This window comes from Kordia sp. (genome assembly GCF_050633145.1).
Classification (GTDB): domain Bacteria; phylum Bacteroidota; class Bacteroidia; order Flavobacteriales; family Flavobacteriaceae; genus Kordia.
Map to the genome: position 1 here is coordinate 14,056 of NZ_JBOEFY010000028.1, position 26,332 is coordinate 40,387.

At 32.9% G+C, this 26,332-nt stretch carries 26 protein-coding genes and 1 tRNA gene; 15 read left to right on the forward strand and 12 right to left on the reverse strand.

Annotation, left to right across the window (positions count from 1 at the left end; translation table 11 throughout):
• The first annotated feature begins 153 nt into the window (after positions 1–153).
• From ACRBBL_RS15125 to lspA, 7 genes are all read left to right on the forward strand, one after another.
• On the forward strand, positions 154–897 hold the full coding sequence (locus tag ACRBBL_RS15125) for a hypothetical protein (protein ID WP_431369909.1): 744 nt from the start codon (positions 154–156) through the stop codon (positions 895–897).
• A gap of 111 nt (positions 898–1,008) precedes the next feature.
• Positions 1,009–1,602, forward strand: coding sequence for a GNAT family N-acetyltransferase (locus tag ACRBBL_RS15130; RefSeq protein ID WP_431369910.1), 594 nt, complete (start codon positions 1,009–1,011; stop codon positions 1,600–1,602).
• Between the two features lie 199 nt (positions 1,603–1,801).
• Positions 1,802–2,284, forward strand: a complete 483-nt coding sequence (locus ACRBBL_RS15135) for an energy transducer TonB (protein WP_431369911.1) — start codon at positions 1,802–1,804, stop codon at positions 2,282–2,284.
• A 13-nt stretch (positions 2,285–2,297) separates the two neighbouring features.
• Entirely contained in the window at positions 2,298–3,230 is a 933-nt protein-coding gene (locus tag ACRBBL_RS15140) for a dihydrofolate reductase (protein ID WP_431369912.1), read from the forward strand.
• A 22-nt stretch (positions 3,231–3,252) separates the two neighbouring features.
• Positions 3,253–4,404, forward strand: coding sequence for a DinB family protein (locus ACRBBL_RS15145; protein ID WP_431369913.1), 1,152 nt, complete (start codon positions 3,253–3,255; stop codon positions 4,402–4,404).
• Positions 4,405–4,523: 119 nt separating this feature from the next.
• Entirely contained in the window at positions 4,524–5,414 is an 891-nt protein-coding gene (gene fabD, locus ACRBBL_RS15150; RefSeq protein WP_431369914.1) for an ACP S-malonyltransferase, read from the forward strand.
• Between the two features lie 10 nt (positions 5,415–5,424).
• Entirely contained in the window at positions 5,425–5,931 is a 507-nt protein-coding gene (gene lspA, locus ACRBBL_RS15155) for a signal peptidase II (protein WP_431369915.1), read from the forward strand.
• Positions 5,932–5,979: 48 nt separating this feature from the next.
• Here the strand turns inward: lspA and ACRBBL_RS15160 are convergent, their stop codons facing one another.
• Positions 5,980–6,912 carry a hypothetical protein gene (locus ACRBBL_RS15160; protein WP_431369916.1) on the reverse strand — a complete coding sequence of 311 codons (933 nt, stop codon included), beginning with the start codon at positions 6,910–6,912 and terminating at the stop codon, positions 5,980–5,982.
• A gap of 168 nt (positions 6,913–7,080) precedes the next feature.
• Between ACRBBL_RS15160 and ACRBBL_RS15165 the strand changes: the two genes are divergently transcribed.
• Together ACRBBL_RS15165 and ACRBBL_RS15170 are read left to right on the forward strand one after the other, a co-directional pair.
• A complete protein-coding gene (locus tag ACRBBL_RS15165; RefSeq protein ID WP_431369917.1) occupies positions 7,081–7,281 on the forward strand; it encodes a hypothetical protein in 201 nt (66 codons plus the stop codon).
• A 30-nt stretch (positions 7,282–7,311) separates the two neighbouring features.
• Complete coding sequence (locus tag ACRBBL_RS15170; protein WP_431369918.1) at positions 7,312–7,569, forward strand: hypothetical protein; 258 nt, start codon at positions 7,312–7,314, stop codon at positions 7,567–7,569.
• A gap of 97 nt (positions 7,570–7,666) precedes the next feature.
• Here ACRBBL_RS15170 and ACRBBL_RS15175 read toward each other — a convergent pair whose 3' ends face one another.
• The 3 genes from ACRBBL_RS15175 to ACRBBL_RS15185 form a co-directional block, all read right to left on the reverse strand.
• On the reverse strand, positions 7,667–8,947 hold the full coding sequence (locus tag ACRBBL_RS15175) for an amidohydrolase family protein (RefSeq protein WP_431369919.1): 1,281 nt from the start codon (positions 8,945–8,947) through the stop codon (positions 7,667–7,669).
• An 11-nt stretch (positions 8,948–8,958) separates the two neighbouring features.
• The gene (galE, locus tag ACRBBL_RS15180) at positions 8,959–9,984 is read right to left on the reverse strand and encodes a UDP-glucose 4-epimerase GalE (protein ID WP_431369920.1); all 1,026 of its coding nucleotides are present in this window, start codon (positions 9,982–9,984) and stop codon (positions 8,959–8,961) included.
• 174 nt (positions 9,985–10,158) lie between these two features.
• On the reverse strand, positions 10,159–11,316 hold the full coding sequence (locus ACRBBL_RS15185; protein ID WP_431369921.1) for a DegT/DnrJ/EryC1/StrS family aminotransferase: 1,158 nt from the start codon (positions 11,314–11,316) through the stop codon (positions 10,159–10,161).
• A gap of 98 nt (positions 11,317–11,414) precedes the next feature.
• Between ACRBBL_RS15185 and ACRBBL_RS15190 the strand changes: the two genes are divergently transcribed.
• Together ACRBBL_RS15190 and ACRBBL_RS15195 are read left to right on the forward strand one after the other, a co-directional pair.
• Positions 11,415–12,653, forward strand: coding sequence for a 3-deoxy-D-manno-octulosonic acid transferase (locus ACRBBL_RS15190; RefSeq protein WP_431369922.1), 1,239 nt, complete (start codon positions 11,415–11,417; stop codon positions 12,651–12,653).
• Positions 12,654–12,790: 137 nt separating this feature from the next.
• A complete protein-coding gene (locus tag ACRBBL_RS15195) occupies positions 12,791–13,225 on the forward strand; it encodes a hypothetical protein (protein ID WP_431369923.1) in 435 nt (144 codons plus the stop codon).
• A gap of 79 nt (positions 13,226–13,304) precedes the next feature.
• Here ACRBBL_RS15195 and ACRBBL_RS15200 read toward each other — a convergent pair whose 3' ends face one another.
• The 3 genes from ACRBBL_RS15200 to ACRBBL_RS15210 all read right to left on the reverse strand — a co-directional run bounded on the left by ACRBBL_RS15200 (position 13,305) and on the right by ACRBBL_RS15210 (position 15,683).
• Positions 13,305–13,538 carry a class I lanthipeptide gene (locus ACRBBL_RS15200; protein WP_431369924.1) on the reverse strand — a complete coding sequence of 78 codons (234 nt, stop codon included), beginning with the start codon at positions 13,536–13,538 and terminating at the stop codon, positions 13,305–13,307.
• 357 nt (positions 13,539–13,895) lie between these two features.
• Complete coding sequence (locus ACRBBL_RS15205; protein ID WP_431369925.1) at positions 13,896–15,392, reverse strand: tail fiber domain-containing protein; 1,497 nt, start codon at positions 15,390–15,392, stop codon at positions 13,896–13,898.
• 209 nt (positions 15,393–15,601) lie between these two features.
• Positions 15,602–15,683: transfer RNA gene (locus ACRBBL_RS15210), tRNA-Leu, on the reverse strand.
• 108 nt (positions 15,684–15,791) lie between these two features.
• Here ACRBBL_RS15210 and ACRBBL_RS15215 point away from each other — a divergent pair.
• Positions 15,792–17,180: a dipeptidase gene (locus ACRBBL_RS15215; protein WP_431369926.1), complete on the forward strand. Its 1,389-nt coding sequence runs from the start codon at positions 15,792–15,794 to the stop codon at positions 17,178–17,180.
• Positions 17,181–17,229: 49 nt separating this feature from the next.
• Here ACRBBL_RS15215 and ACRBBL_RS15220 read toward each other — a convergent pair whose 3' ends face one another.
• A complete protein-coding gene (locus tag ACRBBL_RS15220; RefSeq protein ID WP_431369927.1) occupies positions 17,230–18,765 on the reverse strand; it encodes a family 16 glycosylhydrolase in 1,536 nt (511 codons plus the stop codon).
• 334 nt (positions 18,766–19,099) lie between these two features.
• Between ACRBBL_RS15220 and ACRBBL_RS15225 the strand changes: the two genes are divergently transcribed.
• From ACRBBL_RS15225 to ACRBBL_RS15235, 3 genes are all read left to right on the forward strand, one after another.
• Complete coding sequence (locus tag ACRBBL_RS15225; protein WP_431369928.1) at positions 19,100–19,471, forward strand: BlaI/MecI/CopY family transcriptional regulator; 372 nt, start codon at positions 19,100–19,102, stop codon at positions 19,469–19,471.
• The gene (locus ACRBBL_RS15230; protein ID WP_431369929.1) at positions 19,468–21,591 is read left to right on the forward strand and encodes a M56 family metallopeptidase; all 2,124 of its coding nucleotides are present in this window, start codon (positions 19,468–19,470) and stop codon (positions 21,589–21,591) included. Before ACRBBL_RS15225 ends, ACRBBL_RS15230 begins: the two co-directional genes overlap by 4 nt.
• 168 nt (positions 21,592–21,759) lie before the next feature.
• Positions 21,760–22,860, forward strand: coding sequence for a DUF4407 domain-containing protein (locus tag ACRBBL_RS15235; RefSeq protein ID WP_431369930.1), 1,101 nt, complete (start codon positions 21,760–21,762; stop codon positions 22,858–22,860).
• Here the strand turns inward: ACRBBL_RS15235 and ACRBBL_RS15240 are convergent.
• The 4 genes from ACRBBL_RS15240 to ACRBBL_RS15255 form a co-directional block, all read right to left on the reverse strand.
• Positions 22,857–23,081, reverse strand: a complete 225-nt coding sequence (locus ACRBBL_RS15240) for a hypothetical protein (RefSeq protein WP_431369931.1) — start codon at positions 23,079–23,081, stop codon at positions 22,857–22,859. The genes ACRBBL_RS15235 and ACRBBL_RS15240 overlap by 4 nt on opposite strands.
• Before the next feature lie 125 nt (positions 23,082–23,206).
• A complete protein-coding gene (locus ACRBBL_RS15245) occupies positions 23,207–23,929 on the reverse strand; it encodes a LytR/AlgR family response regulator transcription factor (RefSeq protein ID WP_431369932.1) in 723 nt (240 codons plus the stop codon).
• Between the two features lie 12 nt (positions 23,930–23,941).
• Positions 23,942–24,265, reverse strand: a complete 324-nt coding sequence (locus tag ACRBBL_RS15250; RefSeq protein WP_431369933.1) for an Hpt domain-containing protein — start codon at positions 24,263–24,265, stop codon at positions 23,942–23,944.
• A gap of 1 nt (position 24,266) precedes the next feature.
• Positions 24,267–26,330, reverse strand: coding sequence for a PAS domain-containing sensor histidine kinase (locus ACRBBL_RS15255; protein WP_431369934.1), 2,064 nt, complete (start codon positions 26,328–26,330; stop codon positions 24,267–24,269).
• Between the last annotated feature and the right edge of the window lie 2 nt (positions 26,331–26,332).

The following is a 26,332-nucleotide window of genomic DNA, read 5'->3' on the forward strand; positions in this document are numbered from 1 at the left end:
TATATTTCTATCTAAATACGATATTCTTTACAAGAATGATTTGTATTTTATAAAAAGTAATATATATCTATGATTATACTAAACTTCAAAAAGAATTACATTTTAATAAGCTTCATTTTGCTCGTTTGCAATGGCTTTTCTCAGAATGTAAACATGTCAAATGTAGTCGCTGTTGGTTGTCAAGATACTTCCGATAAGGAATGCACAAAAAAGAAAATACACGAAGCACTTTTAACCATATTAGATAAAACTGACATAGAAAAGTTTGTAAATGATGCTAAGAATGACTTGATTTTTGCACGTATTAGTTTAATATATCATCAAACAGGAAAACCAAAATTTTTAGCATCTTCTATTCGTTTTTACGAAGATGAAAACACTCCATTAAGACTAAATTTATATGGTAAAATTCCACAACTTGACTTTACAATAGAAAAGCCTACAAGAAAGAATACTTCACCAGCGCTTAAAGAAATTGTATACTTCAAAATTAATAGATCAAAAAAAACGCTAGAACCATTGTACAACCATGTTCCTAGTGTGTTACCATTTAGCAAACCTGATTCGTATGTTATTTTCCCAGGATGTGAAGAAATGACCACACGCCAAGATCAAATGCGTTGTTTTGAAAAAAAAATGATACTCCATCTTTCTAAATATTTTAATAGAGATAGACTAATCGATTTAGGTTTAAAAGAAAAGTTTAATATTAAAATTAACTTTTCAGTAGCAAAAAATGGTTCTATAAAAAATTTACGCATCACAACACCAAATCCACAGCTTGTAAAAAGCATAGAACATGCATTAAAATTAGTACCCAATTTAAAGCCTTCTATTGTAGACGGAATGCCAAAAAATACTCCAGTACGGATTCCTTTTAATTTCATTGTTGAATAACAATCTTATCGTAGCTATTTTCAATAAAATAGCTATACAAACTCTAATAGATTTGTGTACATTTACAGGAATAAATATTTGCTTGAAGCAGCAAGAAAGAGAGAATGGAATATGATTTTACTAGACTTCAAAAAAAATTACGTATTAGACAATGGATTTGTACAATTACGACCTTTACAAGCTGACGATTTTAAACATTTATTATCGTATTCAGTAAAAGAACCTGAATTGTGGAAATATTCGTTAACACCTGCAAATGGAGAAAATAATCTAAGAAAATATATTGCGCAAGCTACCGAAGGAAGAGTCGAAGAAACTGCTTATCCTTTTATTGTCTTTGACAAACGTTTTAACACCTACGCAGGTTCTACCCGATTTTACGATTTTAGTCAAACACATCAAACAGTTTCGCTAGGATATACTTGGTACGGAACAGATTTTCAAGGAACTGGTATAAATAAAAATTGCAAGTTTTTGATGCTTCAATTTGCTTTTGAACACATGAAAGTTCAACGTGTAGAGTTTAGAGCAGACAACAATAATAAACGAAGTATTGCCGCTATGAAAAGTATTGGTTGTACTGAGGAAGGTGTTTTACGTAGTAATTGCGCTGCCGTAGATGGTAGACGCGACAGTATTGTACTGAGCATACTACGCTATGAATGGTTTAGTCGTGTGAAACGTGAATTGATGAAGAAGTTGTAAAGAATTATTACCACCTTCTCATATCTTTCAAGCCTGATTATCAACTACATTCACTGCTATTTTTAAAAATTTCACATTACAAAACAAACTACATTCATCTAAAAAAAATGCATTTCATGGTAAAACTGTATTTTTTTTATGAACAGAATGTACTATTCAAAAAAGAAAAGTATCTTTAGGTCATTAAAATAATTTGAAAATGAAAAAAATTATTATACCTGCATTATTTTGCTTGATTGTACAGTTTGGTTTTTCTCAAAAAGCTACTGATACGTCTACTTTAAAAGTTTCTCCAAACGGAACAATTAACTTTGCTGTCATGGACAACGCACCACAATTTTCTGGTTGCGAAAATACTGGTACTATAAAGCAACAAAATAAATGTACTTCTGAGAAAATAGAAGCATTCATACAGCAAGCATTCAACAAAGATGTTGCACGCTCAATATCTAACAATAGTGCCAATAACTCAGTGTATATTCGTTTCATCGTAAATACTCAAGGAGCTATAGAAAATGTTGGTGTTCGTACAAACAATACTGCTATGAAAAAAGAAGTAGAGAGAATTGTAAAAACATTGCCTTCTTTTTCTCGTGGAACCTATCAAGGAACACCTGTAAATGTTTCGTATGCAGTAATGCTTCAAGCAGACAGATTACTTAGAAATGCTGTAAAGAACTAGAAAATTCGCATACATGTTCGGTAAAAAAAATCAACCTACTACACAAATCGACCAAGAACAATTAGCAATTATTGAAACTGCGCAAAAACGTATCAAACAAAAAAAACGTTTATACTATCATCTTGTAGTTTTCATAATTGGGTCTGCATTACTCGTGCTTATAAATGTTGTATTGGGTCTTGGAGAAGACGTTACCTTATTTGGCACAAAATGGTTTGTTTGGGCTGTATTCTTATGGTTATTCGCCTTTCTATTTCATGCCTTTGATGTATATGTTACAAACAAATTCATGGGCAAAGAATGGGAAGCCAAACAACTGGAAACCCTAGTTGCACAACAAGAAGAACGCATTGCTACATTAAAACAAAAATTTTTAGATCAGGAAACGAAAGTTGCTGAAGTAAAAGCCAAAGCAGAAATAGCAAATGAACCAGAACCTGAAGTTATTGATCGTAGTTGCTTAACAATTATTGTGGCTGCTTCAGAAAATAATGTGATTGGAAAAGACAACCAATTAATTTGGCATTTGAGTGATGACTTGAAACGCTTTAAAAAGCTTACCTCGGGACATCATATCATCATGGGACGTAAAACCTTTGAAAGCTTTCCAAAACCACTTCCAAACAGAACACATATTGTCATCACACGACAAAAAAATTACAAAGCACCTAGAGGTGTTATTGTGGTACACACAATGAAAGAAGCGGTAAGCGTTGCTACGATTGCTGATGCAGAACCGTATGTAATTGGTGGTGGCGAAATATACAAACAAGCCATTCCGTTTGCGACAAAAATTGAATTAACACGTGTGCATCACGAATTTGAAGGCGATACTCATTTTCCAGAAATTGAAATGAAAGACTGGAAAGAAATTGCGAATAAATTCCACAAAAAAGACGACAAACACGAATACGAGTTCTCTTTCCTTACGTATGAAAGAGTTTAAATTCACAGCAATAACCTAATCAATGAATTTCCTTAATTTCTTTTCAAGAAAGCATACAATGTGCTTTTTAATCATAGGCTTTCTTACAATCAACAACTTGTACTCACAAGATCAAAAATGGACATTATTCGCAAAGTCTATTAAAATGACTACAGATGTAAAATTAAAATTTAAACTCACTGCTTCGATGAAAACGGTGACGGATGATCAGTCTGCTTGGTCTGGTATATGGGTAAGAGTTGATAATAACAATGAAGAATATGGCTTTGTCGATAATATGGGAAATCGACCTGTGTTATCTGATGAATGGAAAACGTATGAAATCAATGGCTTTATTGATAAAAATACAGAATCAATAAATTTTGGTGGACTTTGCGTATATAATGGTAAATTTTATTTTGATAATATTAAATTATATGTTGAAAATAAGAACTCAAAAGAATTAGAAGAAATAGAACTAGAGAACTACGATTTTGAAAAAGAGATTGTAGATGGAAAGGTTCCAGGCTGGGATTATAATGGTCCTAATCTATATAATCCTGTAAATGATAAATATAATTTTAAACTAGTAAAAGACGATCCTTCTAAAAATCGTTCACTTTGTATTACAGGAAAAAATATTGAACTTGACAAAACCAATATTATAGGTGAGCGAGAAGACTATACATTACAAGTAGGAACTCTAGTTTCTATGCTAAACAATTTAAGTTCACGTGTAGAAAACGCTGTAAAATATTTAGACCAAAGAGAGCTAGACCATTTACACGATGAAAAAGCAAACTCTATTGGAGCACTTATTATGCACTTAGCTGCTGCTGAAAAATATTATCAATTATACACTTTTGAAAACAGAGGCTTTAACGAAGAAGAAGAAAAATATTGGGGACCAGCTCTGAATCTTGATGATGCTGGAAGAGAAACCTACAAAGGTCATGATGTCGAACACTATTTGAAGATTTATAAAGAAGTTAGAGCTAAAACACTTGAAGAGCTAAAAAAACGAGATGATAATTGGCTTGCTGAAATACGCCCAGGAACATCTGACAACAATCATTCTCACTGGTTTCATGTGATGGAACATCAATCAAGTCATTTGGGACAAATATTATTTCTTAAAAAGAGAATTCCACCAGAACCAAACATACAGCTAGAGAAGAAAAAGAAAATTGATTAAGTAAACAATACAGAAAATTTAGGAACAAATTCCTGTTCTCGGAAAATTCTTTACTTTTGCCAAACATTAATTTATAACACTTTTTCTTAATTTATAAGAAAGTTTTAAAGACTTATATAATGAAAGCATACATATTTCCAGGGCAAGGCGCTCAATTTACAGGAATGGGATTAGATCTTTACGAAAGTTCTGATGTAGCACAACACCTTTTTGAAGATGCCAATAGCATTCTAGGATTTCATATTACAGATGTAATGTTTGAAGGTTCTGCGGAAGATTTAAAACAAACGAAAGTAACGCAACCAGCCATCTTTTTACATTCTGTTATCTTAAGTAAGGTTCTTGGAGACAAATTTCAACCAGAAATGGTAGCAGGACACTCATTAGGAGAACTTTCTGCTTTAGTTGCCAATGGAACATTAACTTTTGAAGATGGTTTAAGATTGGTTTCACAACGTGCTTTAGCAATGCAAAAGGCATGTGAAATTCAACCAAGTACAATGGCTGCTGTTTTAGGGTTAGACAACGAAGTAGTTGAAAAAGTATGTAATGAAACTGCCGGAATTGTAGTTGCTGCTAATTATAACTGTCCAGGACAAATTGTAATTTCTGGAGAAGTTAAGGCAATTAATACTGCTTGTGAAACGTTAAAAGAAGCAGGTGCAAGACGCGCATTGGTATTACCTGTTGGTGGAGCTTTTCATTCTCCTTTGATGGAACCTGCACGTGAAGAATTGGCTGCTGCTATTGAAAGTACAGTATTTAGCACGCCAAATTGCCCAATTTATCAAAATGTAACAACTACTGCGGTAACAGATCCAAGTGAAATTAAAAAGAACTTAATTTCTCAATTGACTGCTCCAGTAAAATGGACGCAATCTGTACAACAAATGATTGCAGATGGTGCTACACATTTTACAGAAGTTGGACCTGGAAAAGTATTACAAGGATTGTTGCGTAAAATTGACCGTTCTGTAACTGCTGAAGGTGCTACTTTCGGAAACGAATAATAAACACAAAATGAAGATATCCAATTCACTGCGAATGCTATTAATCTTTGGGCTAATTTTGATAAACGTTGGTTGCGATCAAGTTTCAAAATCAGTTGCAAGGAATCATATTGATGAAACTGAACGTATTTCAGTAATTGGTGAATATGTAGTATTGATGAAGACTGAAAACAAAGGTGCTTTTTTAGGATTTATGTCTTCTATGGAAAATCCGATTTTAAAAAGTATCTTCTTAATCATACTTCCAATTGCTGTATTATTCTTTATTCTGCGAATGATTATTATAGATAAAAACCTAGATCGCTATATGATTTTTGGTTTATGCTGCATTATTGGTGGCGGAATTGGAAACCTATACGATCGTATCTTATATCGCTCTGTAACCGATTTTATGCATATAGATTTGGGCGGAGTATTTAAAACAGGAATTTTCAATATGGCAGATGTCTCCGTCATGCTCGGAACAGGATTGCTGATTCTATCCTTTATCAAGCGAAAAGAAATTTCTTTATCATAAATAAAAAACCTAGTGAACGCTAGGTTTTTTTTATTCAGCAAAAGTTTATTATGGTACAAATGTTAAAATCAGCACAGTATTTCCTTTAGGTATTATATTTTTTTCTAATATCCCTTTTTCTAATTCTCCTTTATTCACCCATTTAATCAAACTTGAATACTTTTTATTTCTATAATAAATTAAACTGATTTCATCCCATTTAGTATCCTCTGATACAACATAAGTTGTCAAAACTGGGCTGAATTCATATTCATTTTTGAAATAACTATTTAACTCTTCAAAGGCTTTGTCATTAAATTCACGCGATTCTGAATATTTAAGTAAGTACTCATATCCAGCGTTTAAATCATTTCCTCTAACTTGTACAAACTTCTCCTTTGAAGTATTTGGTGTATTATATTTTGATGCAATAAAATACTCTATAAAAACACCTGTCTTTAAAATCGTATTTTCAGAAATAGAGTCATAATTATAATAACCTCTACCCCTATTCACTAATGCTATTAACTGCCAATATTTTGGATTATTATAAAATTCTTCTGACAAACTTAACAAAGTCCTATCTGACTTCAACTGATACATCTTACTTTTCACATTATCATCTTCAAACAACTTGAAAACAATGTCTGTGTAATAATCAGATTTATTTATTTTTTTTACATTATCTAGCCATTTTTCTTCTATATTATTATTACTAGTTGTAGTAATTATTTCTTTTGACGATGCACCTGAGTTTAATGCCCAATAAATTATTAAGGCACCAATCATTATTACAATAGCTCCTGGTGCTACATTAACCATCTTTGCATTTATTTTATCATTTCCAATTTCGAAATCTATTTTCCCTCGTATTCCTTTTAGGAATAAAAGATAACCTATATAGATTGTACCTGCCCCTACGAGAGTTGCTAGTATCATTTGAATTAATTTTAAGGTCATTGGATCGCTCATTTCGCTAATAATAAGTTGAAAAATACTCATATAAATATAAGGATTTACTTTCTTTATTAAAAATATTTATATTAAACAACAATAATTAAGCTGAATACATTACATAATCATAAAAATGTTAACTACGGTATTCCCATACCAAAATTCTTTATTGTTTTTATAATTTAAGGTTATTCTTAACCAGAAAAACTTAAAATCATGAAAAAAAGAAACGTAAAATCATTGAAACTTCACAAAAGTTCTGTTTCAAATTTAAGTAATGAAAATGTGAAAGGTGGAGCAAATTCCTTCTTTAAATGTCCGACATTACAAAATCCACCATGCACATCATTTATTGATGCCTGTCCATCAGCTTGGGTATGTCCAACAGACGTTCCAACATTATGTGTGTTACCTTAATAATTTTCACAAACTAAAAAACCTAAAGTCATGAAAAAAAAGAATTTAAAATCATTGAAGCTTCGTAAGAGTTCAATTTCAAACTTAAGTGAAGGTACTAAAGGAGGAATCGCTATTCCAATTACAAGAATTAATCAGTGTGGCTCACAAATTGACGCATGTCCATCTGCACTAGCATGCACATTTCAAGCAAATTGCCCAATAACATTTGAAGTCAATTGTCAGACATTAAACAACAAATGCGAAACATTTAACTATCCTTGTCAATCATTAATTGGATGCGTATAATACCATTTATCATTTGAATTTATAACTAAAAAAAGCGGGATTTTATTCCCGCTTTTGAAAACTTATGTTTTTTTAAATCTAATTGTAAGAAATTCAATTATTGCTTGTATATCTTTCCGTTTTTCATCACAAACGTAACATTTTCCATCGTATTGATATTTTTTGTAGGATCTTGATCAACCGCTACAATATCTGCTAAGAAACCTTCTTTCAATTGTCCTAATTGATCTTCCATGCCTAAAATTTTAGCATTCGTTACTGTAGCAGCTTGAATGGTTTCCATCGCTGGCATTCCACCTTCTACCATAAAACCAAATTCTTTTCCGTTTTGACCATGTGCATACACTCCTGCGTCTGTTCCAAAAGCAATACCAACACCTTTTTTATATGCTCTTGCAAATGTTCCTTGAATTTTTGGTCCAACTGCTAATGCCTTTGGAACAATAATCTCTGGATAATATCCTTTAATTTTCGCTTTAGAAACTACTTCTTTTCCAGCTGTAATCGTTGGCACTAAATATGCATCGTGCTTTTTCATGAGTTCCATCGTTTCGTCACTCATATACGTTCCATGTTCAATGGTTTTTACACCACCAATTATAGCTCGTTGCATTCCTTCGTCACCATGTGCGTGCGCTGCTACATGCATTCCATAATCTTTAGCTGTCTCACAAATTACTTTTACTTCTTCAATCGTAAATTGTGGATTACTTCCACTTTTTGCAACACTCAAAACTCCACCAGTGGCTGTAATTTTAATTACATCTGCGCCATTTTTATAACGTTGACGTACTGCTTTTTTTGCATCGCTCACATTATTTACAACACCTTCTTTTGGTCCTGGATCGCCACTAATTTCTTTGCGATTTCCGTTTGTCGGATCGGCATGTCCGCCAGTAGTTGCCAATGCTTTCCCAGCTGTAAATATTCTTGGACCATCCACTTTTCCTTGATTAATAGCATTTCGCAAAGAGATATTTACACCAGATCCACCTAAATCGCGTACTGTTGTAAATCCTGCTTGCAAGGTTGCATCTGCAAAACCTACAGAACGAAAAGCAACATCAGCATCATTTAGTGTATATTTTTCTATATATGCTTTCGGATTGGTTTCACTTTCTATGTGAACGTGCATATCAATCAATCCTGGCATAACCGTTTTTGACTTTAAGTCAATCATGGTAATATTTGCTTTTTTTGGTTGTAAATAACCATTTGCAATACCAGTAATTTTATTTCCAGAAACAATAATTGTTTTTTCTGTAAGCACTTTTCCACTTTCAGTATCAATAATTTTTCCGCAATGCAAATAGGTATCTTGTGCCATCATAATGGTTGTACACAAAATACTCAAGCATAAGATGAGTAGTTTTTTCATTTGGTTGGTTTTTATTTGGTTTTTCTAACTTTCTGTTCCCATTCCCAAGCAGAAAGCATTGCTTCATCTAGCGTTGATGTTGCTTTCCAACCTAAAATAGTATTAGCCTTAGTCGTATCTGCATAGACAGAAATTACATCTCCTTCTCTCCTACCTACAATTTTATAGTTTAATGACTGCTTGCTAACACGTTCAAAACTTTCAATTACTTCCAGTACAGAACTTCCTTTTCCTGTACCAATATTGAATACTTCAAACGAAGTTTCATGCTTTTCATCAAGTAATCTTTTCAATGCGGTTACGTGCGCTTTCGCGAGATCAACTACATGAATATAATCTCGTATGCAAGTACCATCTTCCGTAGGATAATCATTCCCAAAAACGGCTAATTCTTGTCGCAATCCAATCGCTGTTTGCGTAATAAAAGGCACTAAGTTTTGCGGAACGCCATCTGGCAACTCACCAATTTCAGTACTTGAATGTGCGCCTATCGGATTAAAATATCGCAACGAGATTACTTGCAAACCTTCTGCTATTTTTGCAGTGTCTTGCAATATTTCTTCACCAATTTGTTTCGTGTTTCCATACGGTGAAATGGCTTGTTGTACTGGTGCTTTTTCAGAGATAGGCATTGTTTCTGCTTGACCGTACACCGTGCACGAAGAACTAAAAATAAACGAAATGTTTTCTTTGTGTTGAATTTGCTGTAAAATCGTAATTAACGTCGACAGATTGTTTTCATAATACAACAACGGATTCGTTACACTTTCTCCAACGGCTTTACTCGCTGCAAAGTGAATAATTCCGCTAATAGCTGAATGTTTTTTAAAGAATGAAATCGTTGCTTCTTTGTCGCGTAAATCTAGCTCTTCAAAAGTTGGTTCAACACCTGTAATATTTTTTATTCCGTGTATTACTTCTTTCGAAGAATTTGATAAATTATCAATAATTATAACTTCAAACCCTGCCAATTGCAACTCTACAACTGTGTGTGAGCCAATATAACCTAATCCGCCAGTTACTAATATTTTTTTCAAACTTATTTGTTTTGGGTTTTGGGTTTTGGGTTTTGGGTTTTGGGTTTTGGGTTAAATTCTTTACTGCCTTCGTCCTTTCAAAGTATAAACTCTTAAACTTATAAACCTTTAAACTTCATTGTTTTTGACTCTTAAAAGTATCTTTTTAGTCATTAACATTCTTTACCTACAAACTTATCCGTTTACAAAATCTAAAACAGTTTTCGTTATAAATGCAATTTGCTCATCATCCAATTCCGTGTGCATTGGCAATGAAATCACTTCTTTTACCAACTGATTTGTTATAGGGAAATCTGCTTCGTTGTATCGTTCGTCTTTGTATGCTTTTTGTAAGTGCAATGGAATTGGGTAATAGACTCCACAAGGAATTCCATTTTCATTTAAGTGTTTTGCCAATGCGTCTCTATCAACACCTACTACACGTAATGTGTATTGATGATATACATGACAATTGCAATTTCCTTCTCCTGGATTTCCACACAGCTTTGTTGTTTGTGGCGTAATAATTTTATCGCTTCCTTTTAAAGCTTCTGTGTATTTATGTGCGGCTATTTGACGTGCAGCATTGTATGCATCCAAATTTGGAAGTTTAGCTCTTAATACAGCAGCCTGAATAGAATCTAATCGAGAGTTTACACCAACAACATCATGGTGATACCGTTTGTACATTCCGTGGTTTACAATTCCTCTGATTGTATGTGCTAAATCGTCGTCGTTGGTAAAAATAGCGCCACCGTCTCCATAACATCCTAAGTTTTTTGACGGAAAGAAAGAAGTGGAAGCTACATGTCCAATTCCTCCTGCTTTTTTCGTACTTCCATCAGCAAATGTATAATCGGCTCCAATGGCTTGTGCGTTATCTTCAATTATATATAAATCGTGCTCCTTGGCAATTTCCATAATTGCGTCCATATTGGCACATTGTCCAAATAAATGCACAGGAACAATTGCTTTTGTTTTTGGTGTAATTGCTTTACGAACTGCTTCAGGGTCAATATTGAATGAATCTTTTTCTACATCAACTAATACAGGTGTTAATTGTAATAAGGCGATTACCTCAACGGTTGCTGCAAACGTAAAATCGGCAGTAATTACTTCGTCTCCTGGTTTCAAACCAAGTCCCATCATCGCAATTTGCAATGCATCTGTTCCGTTGGCACATGGAATTACATGTTTTACGTCTAAATATTCTTCTAGTTCTTTCTGAAATGCGTGTACTTCGGGTCCGTTTATGAATGCTGAAGATGCAATAACATCTAATACGGATTGATCAACTTGGTCTTTAATTTGTGCGTATTGACCTTTAAGGTCGACCATTTGGATTTTCTTCATTCGTATCTTTCTTTTGTTCTAACAATATTACAAAATTGTACAACGATACCCAATGAATTTAAGTGAAAGAATGTATTTTAGCATCAAACTCATTGCTTTTGTATTTTATCTACAACATATTGGTCTACATTGCGAGTTTCTTTCTTAGAATCATTGCAAAATTTAATCCCAAACTTGGACTTTTTGTACAGGGCAGAAAGACAGTTTTTCACACTTTATCTACTCAAATTTCGTCAACCGATAAAGTCATTTGGTTTCACACAGCATCTTTAGGAGAATATGAACAAGGCTTACCTGTGTTAGAAGCTTTAAAAGAGAAATACCCGAATCATAAATTTGTATTGACCTTTTTTTCGCCTTCAGGATATGAAGTTAAAAAAGATAGCGCTGTGGCGGATGTAATCACGTATTTACCTTTAGATACAAAAGCTAACGCTAGAAAATTTCTCAAACTTGTACATCCTGAGTTGGTTGTTTTTGTGAAATATGAGTTTTGGCCGAATTATTTAGCCGAACTAAAAAAACAACATATTCACACAATTTCTATTTCGACCATTTTTAGAAGTTCGCAAGTATTTTTTAAGTTTTATGGTGGATGGATGCGAAAGTCTCTCCATGCATTCAATCATATTTTTGTACAGGATGAAACGTCTCAACAACTATTAAAAGATATTAATTATACAGATGTAACCATAAGTGGCGATACGCGTTTTGATAGAGTCTTAGAAATTTTGGAACGAGACAATTCGCTTTCTTTCATAGAAGAATTTAAAAATAATGCCACCAGTATTGTCATTGGAAGTAGTTGGCCAGAAGATGAATCGATTTTTGTTCCATTCATTAATGCATCAATCAAAAACTGCAAATACATCATTGCGCCACACAATATTAAATCTCAAGAAATTGAAAAACTAAAAAAAAGCATCTCAAAATCGACTGTTTTATTTTCAGAATTAGAGCAACATACAGACCTAAGTAAGTTTGATGTTTTTATTGTAGATACTATTGGCATTTTGACCAAAGTGTATAGTTATGCAGACATTGCGTATGTTGGCGGCGGCATGGGAAACACAGGTTTACATAACACTTTAGAACCTGCTGTTTTTGGAATTCCTGTTGTGATTGGAAAAAGCTACGCTGGTTTTAAAGAAGCTCAAGATTTAGTAAAACTTGGCGGTGTACTTTCTGTAAAATCTAAAACAGAATTTGAGCATACAATAACACGCTTACTTGAAGATGCTAATTTTAAAGTTTCTGTCGGTAAAATAAATCACAATTACGTTCACGCCAATGGAAATGCAAGTAAAATCATTATAGAATATCTGTCTAAAATATAGCAGCTTGTAATGAAAATACCTTTTAACTATTAAATTGACAATTTTACAGAATGTTAAAAAGATGTTAAAACATTCTTTGTGAATCCGTAAAAGAAATCTTAACATTGTTGTACAATTAACAATAAATAGATAAAGAGATGAAAAAATTAGTTTTAAAAGCTTCATTAGTTGTTGCTTTAATGATTGGAATGACTTCTTGTGAAGAAGTAAAAAAAGAAGGTGAAAAGGCTAAAGAAACTGGAAAAGAAATGGTCAAAGACACCAAAGAAGCTGTAAAGAATACTGCTAATGATGTTAAGGAAGCTGGAACGGAAATGGCTAATGATGTAAAGGAAGGTGCAGAGAACGCTCTTGAAAATGCAAAAGAAGGTGTAAAAGACATGGCTAACGACGTAAAAGAAGGAGCTGAGAAAGCTGTTGAAGACGTAAAGGATGCTGCTAAAGGTAAAATGGACGCTGCTAAAGATGCTGCCAAAAGCAAGATGGATGAAGCAAAAGACGCTGCTAACAAGAAAATGGAAGACGCAAAGAAAGCGGCTGCTGATAAAATGAATAAAGTAGGAGGAAACTAAGAAAAAGTATCCCTTATATAAAATGAAAAGCTTCTCCCATTGGAGAAGCTTTTTCTTTAAGTACTAATTTGTGTACTTTTTAACAAATAGCCAATGTATTTGCATCTACTTCATTTGTGAATACACAACCTGGTTGCCATGTACGTTGGCAGTTAAAAACGGTTCTTAAACAAAGGTTGTTTCCATTTATATCTACAATAGTACGGATACAAACTTTAACTGAATTTTCTCCTCCGACAATTCCTTGACTTGCGTGTAAGTTAGAAATTGACTTTTTGTTTAGTGATAAATTTTTGATACTCTTTTTTTTCATGATAAAAGTGTGTTTTTGATGAATTTTAAAAGTAAGAAATAACACCTTGTATTTAAAGGTTTTTAACATTATTAACGTGAGTTCGATAGAACTTCTGTTTTATGTGTCTGATTTTTAATTTATTAATTAAATTATCAAATCGAGCACAGACTAGATTCAATTAAAAAGCATAGTTTTATAGTATTCTTGACTGTGCTTGAACTGACAAGTATTTAATTTTGAATGTTTCAGGTGTAATATTCGTGATTTTTATATCGAACTCACGTTTATTAACTGTTTGTAAAATAATTTTTCATAAAAAAAGGCAATCAATACATAACATATCAATTGCCTTTTTGGCATCTAAGCATCGTAGGTTTACTTCACAATCATTTTTTTAGAAACCATAATTTCTCCATTTGAAACTAAGCTGTAAATAAACATTCCTTTCCCAATTTCATTTGAGCTAATTACCACTTGCCCTTTATCACTTGATAAATTATAATCTCTTATAAACTTCCCAGACATATCAAAGACAGAAATTGTTGCTTTTGCATTGCTTGGTAATGTATAATTAATTGTAGTTTGATTGGTAAAAGGATTTGGTCTATTTTGATCCATTGAAAAACCAATTTCCTTAATATCGTCTTCTTTCTTAGCTAAATTTTCTCTTTTTAAATTTTCTATTTCGCTTTCTAAATATGTAACTTTCTCGTTCATTTCTTTTAAACTTGATGTAAGTACTGAAATCATTCCTACATAATTTACTGCTTTGTATTCATAACTACCATCTTCTTTGTTTTCTTTATCAAAAATTGGTTTATTAATTGTAGTTACCAACTCCGGAAAAACCTCCTCAAGATTCTGAGCTAAAAATCCATGCTGCAATCCTTGTGGTAAATTTAGTTCTTCACTTTCCTTAAACGTATACGTTACCGCATCTAACTGAGCTATCTTCTCCAATACATTTTCTTCCTCTTTAATGTTTTCTTTTAATTTTTTGTCGGAAACTGTAAAAGTTCCACTTACAAAAACGTTTCCATTAAAATATCCTGCATATCGATTTGAAGTTGTAGCTGAAGTACCGTGAATAGCTGCTCCAAAACCAGTTGGCGTAGTACCAGATGGCCCTACAATTGTTCCACGAACTCCGTATGCACTACCACTAGATGTACTTGTAACATACGAACTAACTCCAGTGCTATAATATCCCTCGCTAACACGAACGTTAACACCTGTATTTCCATAAGATGAACCGTTACTTTGAACATCGATTCCTGTTTTTACATATCCCGTTTGATTGTTAATAGCTTTGATACCCGTAAAATAACTTCCTGTATTCGTATTATTTTGAACAATAAGTCCCGTTTTTGTACTAGTTGGACTATCACTGTAATCAATACCAACTTTCGGTTCGTTAGACGTAAGCGGAGTTCCAAAATAAGTTTTCCCATCATTAGTCATAGTAGAAACTAATGTTGAAGATGTAGATATAAAACTATTAGATACTCTAAACTCTAAATCTGTGCTAGCAGCGAATCCATCACCGATCCACTGTATTCTTGGGTTGATATCACCAGTATCTTGATATCCCATAGTTAGCGCTCTATTCTTTAATTGAAAGCGTAAACCGAATACTTCTTGACTTCCTGTATTTAATTTACCAATAGAAAACCACTGACTCGCATTGAAGTCAAAAGCAGTTCCTGCATCTAGTTGTGTTATTAAACCTGGCTGAAATCTAAAAATTTCTTGTCCACCAAATTGTTGTGGTATTGGATTAAAAATTGAAGAAAAAACAGATCCTGAAGATTGGTTTTGCGCAAAAGTCATTGTCACAAAAAATAATGCTAGTAATAAAATATTTTTTTTCATGTTAAATAGTTTTAATTAGTTTTGTTTAAAGATATTGCAAAAAGATTAAACAAAATTACGGTATAACCGTAAAATACACTCTGTATCAAACATTTATAATTTATTTGACAAAGTACTCTTTGAAGTAATAGTTATGGGAAACTAGGAAAGCTATGTATTATATGGAAACAAAAAAGCCGAAGTCTTTCAACTTCGGCTTTTACTTATTGTGCGGGTGAAAGGACTCGAACCTTCACACCGTGAGGCACTAGATCCTAAGTCTAGCGTGTCTACCAATTTCACCACACCCGCAAATGTGGCTGCAAATATAAAGAACATTTTTAATATTCAAAGGATGTCAAACGTATTTTTCTTTCTTTTTTTAGTACATTTGAGTATCTAGAAAATTCAATACACTTCATGAATACTATAAAATCCTATATTGAAGCGCATAAAAATCGTTTCATTGATGAACTCATCGAACTTTTAAAAATACCCTCAATAAGCGCTGATCCAGCATATACACAAGATGTTATTGATACTTCAACTGCTGTAAAAGCTAGTTTAGAAAAAGCTGGCTGCGATCATGTAGAAATTTGTGAAACACCAGGATATCCTATTGTATACGGACACAAACATATTTCAGATGATTTGCCAACGGTTCTTGTTTATGGGCATTATGATGTACAACCACCAGATCCGTTAGATCTTTGGGAAAGCGGACCGTTTGAACCCATCATCAAAAAAACAGACATTCATCCAGAAGGTGCCATTTTTGCACGTGGTGCATGTGATGATAAAGGACAAATGTACATGCATGTAAAAGCATTAGAGTTGATGAACGAAACCGATCAATTACCATGCAATGTAAAATTCATGATTGAAGGTGAAGAAGAAGTCGGTTCTGAAAGTTTAGCTTGGTTTGTTGAACGCAATCAAGAAAAACTAGCAAATGATGTTATTTTGATTTCTGATACAGGAATGATTAGCAACACACAACCATCTATCACAACAGGTTTGCGTGGACTAAGTTATGTAGAAGTTGAAGTCACTGGACCAAATCGTGATTTACATTCAGGATTGTATGGTGGTGCTGTGGCGAATCCGATTAATATATTAGCAAAAATGATTGCTTCATTGCATGATGAAAACAATCATATTACCATTCCAGGGTTTTACGATAAAGTAGAAGAATTATCAAAAGAAGAACGCGCCGAAATGGCAAAAGCACCTTTTTCTTTAGAAGAATATAAAAATGCATTAGATATTGATGCAGTTTATGGTGAAGCAAGCTATACAACCAACGAACGCAATTCTATTCGTCCAACCTTAGACGTTAACGGAATTTGGGGCGGATATACTGGCGAAGGTGCCAAAACAGTTATTGCAAGCAAAGCGTATGCTAAAATTTCAATGCGTTTGGTTCCAAACCAAGAGTGGAGAGAAATTACAGAATTGTTTAAAACACATTTTGAAAATATCGTACCAGAAGGCGCAACCGTTAAAGTGACACCTCATCATGGAGGACAAGGATATGTAACTCCAATTGACAGTATTGGGTATAAAGCGGCTAGTAAAGCCTACGAAGATACATTTGGAAAAACACCGATTCCACAACGCTCTGGAGGTAGTATTCCAATTGTTTCTCTATTCGAAAAAGAATTGAAAAGTAAAACTATTTTAATGGGATTCGGACTTGATAGTGATGCTATTCATTCGCCAAACGAACATTTCGGTATCTTTAATTACCTCAAAGGAATTGAAACCATTCCATTGTTCTATAAGTACTTTACAGAACTTTCTAAGTAAAAAATATAACAACTTTAAAATCCGCTTCGTGCGGATTTTTTTATACTTATTATTTTACCACAAGTTTTTTTACTACTGATTTTTCTCCAGAATATACTTTCAACACATATAATCCTGCATTCAAACTTGAAACATCAATAGTATTTTTAATATTCTCAGTACTTAAAACTAATTGACCAATGGTATTATAAACTTCTACAGTATCAATTGTTATTTTAGAATCAATAAAAACACTATCTGAAGCGGGATTTGGATATATTCTGAAACTATTTTTATCAAACTCATCAGTACTTAATACGTTTTGATACACTCTCACATAATCAATAACCATAGAACTTTGAGTAAAGTTAGAATCAATAGATCCTGCAATACCGCCCATTGCTATGTTTAATATGAGATACTGTTCTAAATCAAATGGCCATGTACTAGCGTTTTTTACAGCCGGATTGTATGTATAGAAAGCTACTTCATCAACTAAAAATGTAATTTGATTTGGAGACCAGTTCACAGAATATACATGAAAATCATTTGCTACATCGCTAATTAATTGAGAAGCCACATTTACTGTATTTCCAAAGCTAGAAGGTGTATGTATGGCACTCGATGTATGATTTACAGCTCCAAGTCCGTGTTCCATAATATCTATTTCTCCACATGCTGGCCAAGTAGCTGTTCCAAAACCTTCATTATCCCAATACGCACCATCTTCGTTGATATTTTTACCCAAGGTCCAAATTGCTGGCCACGTACCATCTCCACTTGGCAATTTAGCTCTTACATCTACCCTTCCGTACATAAATGCAAACTTAGAATTTAATCGTGCAGAAGTATATTGTTTAGTTTCTCCTTGATCGGTAAATGCTTCTTTAATCGCTACAATATTTAAAAATCCATTTCCAACAAACGAATTTTCTATACGATTTGTATAATGTTGTTGTTCTCCATTAAACCAACTTCCGTTTCCGCCAGTAGGCAATTGTGTTTGATGATACCATTTCGCTGAATTTATCGGCCCACTTTCATTGAAATCATCAGACCAAACTAAATCTGTATAGATTACATCTAACACATTAGGATCTACTGGGATAGAACCATCATTTATATCATCAATTAAAAAAGTTCCTGGCACGGTACTGCCATCATCAATTCTTACGGTTAATCTGCTGTATTGTCCACTTCCGCTCACGGTAGAAAAATCAAAAGTTAATTCAGTCCAATTATTTTGTGAAGATGTACTTACACCTACTTCAATATTGGGATTTGTGCCATTTTCAAGCTTTACTACAATTGTATGTGAATTTGGATCAAACGCATAAAATTGTAACGTAATTTCATCTTCAACATCTAAATCAATCGCTTGGTTTAAATCTATATAATGTCCTTGTTCCGTTGAAGAGTTAGAACGAAAAAACTGTCCGACTTGATTATTTGAATCTGTTGGAGATGGTATGATAGCAAATGTACTTCCTCCCCAAACATTAAAATTATGTGAACTATATGAAAAATCAATTGGCAATTGCTGTGATAAAGCAGATTGTGAAATCAGTAATAATATTGCAAAAACTTTATAGTAATGATTTTTCATATAAGTCAAATTTCTTCAAATTTACATGTTACAACCTAAGAAAGCATTTTTTCCACCTATACAAAAACTATACAACTCAAGGAAATCAGGTGTTTTTCACACATAAATACTATGATATTCATACTTTGGTACAACATTGTGCAGATACCCGATTTCAATATGACTTTTAAAATTATTTTACCTCTACACTTGTAGAATTAAAATTTATCTTCTACATTTGTAGAGTAATATTACAGTGATTGGTATAAAATGAGCTGTTTTTATTTTGATGTCGACCGAAATAAAAACAATTCATTTTAAAAAAGCAATCAAACAATACTTAAAATTTTGACGTGTGAAACTATCAAAAACAGAAGAACAATTGATGCAACATTTATGGAAGCTTGAAAAAGCATTCATGAAAGATATTTTGGAACAATATAATGAGCCAAAACCTGCAACAACGACCATTGCAACTTTATTGAAACGTATGACTGATAAAGGGTATGTAGCGTATGCAACGTTTGGAAAATCGAGAGAATATTACCCACTCATTAAAAAAGCGGATTATTTCTCGAATCATTTAAATGGACTGATCAAGCATTTCTTTAATGATTCTGCTTCGCAATTTGCTTCTTTCTTTACAAAAGAGACGAATTTATCTGATAACGAATTAAAGGAATTACGAAAGATTATAGATCAACAAATAAAAGACAATAACAAATGATCGCATATCTTTTAAAATCTGGATTGTGCTTAGCATTGATACTTTTAGTTTATAAAGTATTTTTAGCGCGTGAACGCATGTACGTGTTCAATAGGTATTATTTACTTTTCGGATTGTGCTTTTCGCTCCTGGTTCCATTTGTAACAATGGAAACTATTGTAGAAGCTCCTATCGTGGAAAATCTGAATTCAGGAAATACTACTGATCATTTGCCCGCGTTTGATGCTGCATTACCAATGGAGAGCTCGCCTAGCGGCATTCCTGCATGGATGTATGTAACTATTAGTATGTACATTTTAGGGTATTTGCTTTTCTTCTTTCGTTTTACAAGAAACATCTACAGAATTTTTTACAAGATTATTAAAAGTGTACGTGTTCGTTATAAAACCGCATCGTTAGTTTTATTAAAAGAAAACATATTACCACATACATTTTTACATTACATTTTTTTAGAAAAAGATGCCTACGATACACATGACATCGCAGAAGAATTGTATACACATGAACTTGCGCATGTAACTCAAAAACATTCGTTAGATATTATTTTAATTGAGTTGATCCAGATTGTATTTTGGTTCAATCCATTACTAATTTATTATAAAAAGGCCATGCAGCTCAATCACGAATTTTTAGCAGATGATGCTGTATTAAAATCAAACACACAAATTCCTGCATATCAACATTTATTGTTAGAAAATGCACATTGGAACAACAACTTACATTTGGCCAGTAATTTGAATTTTTCCGTAACTAAAAAGAGATTACAAATGATGACAAAACATACAACTCGTGTACGCGTTTGGATTATTGCCACGCTCACGATTCCGATTTTTATAGGCGCACTGTTTTTATTTAGCACGAAAGTAGTAGCCCAAGAAACAAAAACAAATAAAGTTTCTAAGACACAAACGGTCTTGAAAGAAGTTCCAAAACAAAATACAAAAGCCGATTATTATAAAAATGCAACTATATACATTTCTACCAAAAATGGGAAGAGCATTTCTAAAAAGTATGATGAATTAACGCCTGAACAACAAGATGCACTGCTTCCTGTTCCTAAAATTCCTACTGCTACACGTCCAACAAATACACTTTTAAACAATTGGAAAGACAGTAGCAAATATGCTATTTGGATCGATGGAAAACACGTTCCTAACACCGCAATAGCAGGCAAAGAAATAGTACATTATACCGAAAGTTTTGTTCATAAAAATGCCAGAAGCAATTCGTTTCCGCAATCGTACCAAATGAGCTTATACACCCAAGAAGGATTCAATTCTTATAGAAATAATATTGGGAAAGAATTGCCTAAAGGTTCAAAATTAAGAATCAAAACGGCACATAAGAAAGGTAAAAAAGTGACGTACGAAAAAGATATTCCTAGAACTATTATTAAAGTGAAAGATATCAATAGGCTTCATGATATTATAATTCGTTTTGATAAAAAACATAGGATCTCCGTAAATGAAGTGGTTATTAAATCAATTAATGGACTTTCTCCTAGAATCAAAGCGATATTGTCTTCTATGAAAAATAAGAAGTCACCTGTAACTGCAGCGATTGTGTATGATACGAATGATGATAAAGCGAAAGATTTGATCGCTAAAATAAAACTAATTCTTGAGCGAAATAATATTACCGAAATCCGCACTATTTTTTCTTATGGACTTGAAATTCCACCGCCACCACCGCCACCACCAGCTCCACCGGTAAAAAAACCTATGCTTAAAGAAATAAGTGGAGATGATGCTTCTGGACCAAATGTATCAGAACAAGATGCGAAATATATTAACATTATGCACAAAATCATAAAAGGTAAGAAGTTGGAGACAATGATGATTAATGGTAAGAAGCATTATTATGTACTAAAGAATGGGCGAAAATATATTTTTAATGAAGATAGTCGATTGGTCAATGAAAAAGGAGAATTACTTCCACCTCCGCCACCACGAGCAAAAAAGCCACAAGTAAAAGAAATAAAGGTCAAAAACAAGAACAAGAATAAAGCAAAGAAAAAAGCTAAAGCTAAGAACAAGGCAAAAGATACTAAGAAAGTTGTACCGAAAGTGATTGAAGTAAAAGAAGTTCCTAAGAAAAAGTTGAAGGAGAAACAGCTATAATCTTATCAATAGAGAATTCAGATACATAACTGCCAATACTAAAACATTGTGGTATGTATGTTATGAAATATGAAAAAGCAGCTTATGAATTTAAAATAAGCTGCTTTTTTTGTAACATTTATAGGCGTTTTGCGTTCTTATAGACATCATCAATCAAAAAATAATTTTATGTTACAACAATTTTTTCTCGTCTGTTCGGGCGTTGATCGCGATCTTATACGCGAATGTAGCGCTGGCGAACAAACCAAGTACGCAAGTATTGGCGCCACCGTTTTTTTTACCGCATTAATGGCCTTTATTGCCAGTGCGTATGCTTTATACACCATTTTTGACACCGTTTATGCCGCTATAGGTTTTGGAATTATTTGGGGATTATTAATTTTTAATTTAGATCGATTCATTGTTTCAACACTTCGAAAAAAAGAATCCAAATTTTCTGAGTTTCTGCAAGCTACTCCAAGAATCATTTTAGCAGTAATAATTGCGGTTGTTATTTCGAAACCTTTGGAAATGAAAATTTTCGAAAAAGAAATCAATCAAGTTTTGCTAGAACAAAAAAATGACCTGACACTTTCAAACAAATCACAAATTGCTGCACAATACACCCCAGAAATTGAGCAAATCAATCAAGAAATCAATACTTTAAAAACTGAAGTTACTACTAAAGAAAGTGAGGTAAACGATTTATACGAAACTTATATTGCTGAAGCAGAAGGTAGGAAAGGAACTGAACTGATTGGAAAAGGACCTGTATACAAAGAGAAGCGCGAAAAACATGATACTGCATTGCAAGAATTACAAACACTGCGCACAACGAATGCAGAAAAGATTACAACCAAAGAAGCTGCAATTCAAAGTTTACTTACACAGCAAAAAACAAAAGAATCAGACACACAACCTATTATTGATGGCTTTGACGGCTTAATGGCACGTGTAAACGCATTAAACAAATTACCTTGGTTACCTTCGTTTTTTATCTTTTTATTGTTTCTAGCAATTGAAACTGCTCCAATATTCGCAAAATTATTTACGGCTAAAGGAGAATATGATTTTAAACTTCAGGATACAGAAGACGCTGTAAAAACGTGGGTTACACAGAAAGTTCATCAACGAAAAATAGTACTACAAACAGATATGTCTTTGAACAAGAAAGTATATTCGGATCTTGCTAAAGAAGAAGAATTATATAATTACAAACGCAAAAAAGCACGTGAGTCAATGCAATTGCAAGCAGATGCTTTTTTCAGTTTACAGAAAAAACAATTTTAGTTGGTTATACTTTTAAGGTGTTTAATCATGCGTTGTTGTGCTTTTGCTTGTGCTGTTTGCAAACTACTCGCAAATTCACTTTCGGTAATAGCTCTATATAGAACTTCACCATTTTTATAAACAATCCACCAATATTTGCTGTCTTGTATATATTCAGCCTTGAGGTGATAGCCATCTTCAGTGATGACTTCTTTGAATTTTTTATTTCCTTTCCATCTCATGAATCTAACTAGTATTTTTTTGAAATGAAAAAGTATGAAATTTATCTGAAATAATTTTAAATAATAATACGAAATGTTCTAAAGGTCAGGTGAGTGTATCTAAAAGCTTCGACGAATGTTCTAAACTATAATAAGTTTAAGCGTTGCATCAACTCTTTTCGGTTGGCTCTACTTACCGGAATTACGTCTTGTTTTATTAATACACTATTATCTTCTATATCTACAATTTTAGTTGTATTGATAATATACGATCTATGTACTTTTAAGAATAAATGACTTGGAAGTTTTTCTTCTATTTTTTTGAGTGTAGAGTGTACTACATAGTTTTTGTCTTCTGCTTTTATTTTAATGTAATCACCTTTGGCTTCAATTACACAAATATCGGGTACATTAATTTTTACCAAACGGCGATCAATGTTTACATATAAATCATTTCCAACAGTTGAAGTTTCTTCAGAATTTGATGTCACAGGCTCTTCTTCTACTTTACTAACAACAACTCTTTCTTTAATACGTGCTACTGCTTTTGCAAAACGCTCTGGCGTAATTGGTTTTACTAAGTAATCAACAACACAATCATACTCAAAAGCATCTAATGCAAAGTTTTTATCGGAAGTTGTAAGAATAATTAATGGTGGATTCTTTAAGGTTTGAATAAAGTCAAATCCAGAAAACGTAGGCATGTGAATATCTAAAAAGATCAAATCAACCGTGTTCCCATTTAGATATTTAATTGCATCAATAGCATTTTCAAATTCTTCAGCAATGGTCAATTCTTCAATCTTCTTGCTCAATTGTTTGGTTATAGCTCTTGCGGCTGCTTCATCGTCTACAATTATACATTTCATAAGTAGGTAGGCTTAAATAGTCATTAAAAATTCTTCCATGTTTTGCAAAATTTCAAGAAACGTTTCATAACGCTTGGGATTGTCATTTTTCAGTTCTTCCTCAAAAGCAATTGCAAAGTCATAACTTTTTTCGAGTCCCAAAATACTAATTTTATGTTTAATTTTATGTACATGTTCGGCGGAATTTTGATAGTTTTTCACGCGAACACTCTCTATAAAGGCTTCTTTTTCTTTGGGAAGCTCTTTTTTTAATATCGCAATTAAGTTTGCTTCAAACTCAGTATCTCCATCTGAAAGCTCTTTTATGTAGGATAAATTGGGACTGTCTAATTGCATATTATTTTTTTAATTTAAAGAAAAATGTTGTGCCTTTTCCTTCTTCTGATTCTAAAGTAATTGTGCCTTTATAAAGTTCTATAATTTTTTTCACAATTGATAATCCTATTCCTGTAGATTTTCCTTTTTTGTCTAAAGTTTGAAAGATTTTAAAGATTTTGTCGTGATATGCTTTTGCTATTCCGACACCATTATCGGAGATCGAAAATTTCCAATAGTGTTTCAATTCAGTGAATTTTACTTCTATTTTCCCTTCTTCTTTGTCAATATAATTAATAGCATTACTGATTAAATTTTGAAACAACTGTTTAATACGTGTTTTATCAGCATTAATCATAGGCATTTTATCGGGGAAGGTAAATTTGATATGTTCTGGTATATATAATATTGTTCCTATTTCTTCCAACACTTCCCTTACGCTTATTTTTTGAGTGGTAATAATGTTTCTATCATTCACACTCGAATAGCGTAAAATTCCATCAATTAGCGCATCCATTTGCTCTAATTTATTATTTAACTTATCAAAAGTATCGTTAGCACCTTCGTCCAAAACATGTTCATAATCTTCCTGAAACCAAGAGATTAAAGCATTTATACTTCGTAAAGGCGATTTTAAATCGTGTGAAACTATATGTGCAAAATCACGCAATTCTTTGTTACTGCGTTTTAAGTTTTCGAGGAGTTCTTTATTTTCACTTTCAGCAGCTATTCTTCGTTCTAAATTTACTGCATTTGTTAGCTGTATTGAAACTAAGTTTGCCACATTTTTTAGCAAGCGTAAATGTTCTTTGGTGAAAAAGTTTTTTGCTGAATTTTCAGAATCAATAACTCCTACTACTTCACCTTTAATAATGATTGGAACTGAAATTTCTGAATACCGTCTTATGTCATCTACGACATAACGTTCATCTTTTGAAGTGTCATGAATCAACTCTGCTTTTCCTGTTTGCGCTACATGACCAACAATTCCTTTACCAAATGGAATGTATAGTTTATCTATAATTTCTTTATTCTTATCTACTTTAGCTCCATATCCTGCAATCTGCTCCAACACATTTTCTTCTTTGTTGACCAAATACACTACGCAATCTTCAAACTCTAAATCGCGAGCAGTTACATTGGCAATTTCCCAAGCAATGTCATGAATGTTTAGTTTTCCAATAAAAGAGCGCGTTAAACTATTTAATGTATTAAGCATTAAACGTCTTTTATACTTTACAGAAACATCTTCTACAAATGCTAATTGATATTTTATTTTCCTTTCACTATCGCGAACACTGGTGACACTTGTTTTAGATAAAAATGTAGTTTCATCTTTTCGCTTATAACGTTCTGTTAAACTATAATGATCAATTTCGTTAGCAACCATTCGACCGTACAATTTTCTCGATTCTTCATGTGCATCTTCATAAGAAAGTGCTTCTACAGAAGTTCCAATAAGCTCTTCTTCAGTATACTGAGTGAGTTTCTGAAAAGCATTATTCGTTTTGATGATTTTTCGATCTTGCGCTAGTACAATTCCTAAGGTAGAATTATCGACAATTGCAGCCAGTTGTTCTTGCTGCTCTTCAAAATTGTTAGCATTTTCTTTGGCAGCCGTAATATCTCTTACAATACCTTGTGCAGCTATTATTTTTCCTTCTTCATTATAAATTAAGCTCGCGTTGATTTGAACCCATTTTATATCTCTATTTTTTGTAAAAACTCTGGCTTCATAATTTGAGAAAGAACCTTCTTCAATGAGTTTTGCAAAAGAATTCATTGCATATTCAAAGTCTTTACTATAAATCAGATTGACTACATTGATTGCTTCTTCTTTAATGTCATAACCTAATAATTTCACCGCAGCTTCATTCATCTTGATGACATTGCCCATGGTATCCATGACAATAAAAGAGTCGAGTATATTTTCGAAGAACACATTATATTCATGTGTTTTCGCTTTGAGAGCTTCACGGGTTTCTAGCAATTCGCTAGTGCGATTCAAGAGCAATTCTTCCGATTTTTCACGGGCTCTTTTTTCGTTCTGAAGGGCTAGTTCTAAGGTTTTAATCTTATCTTTCATTG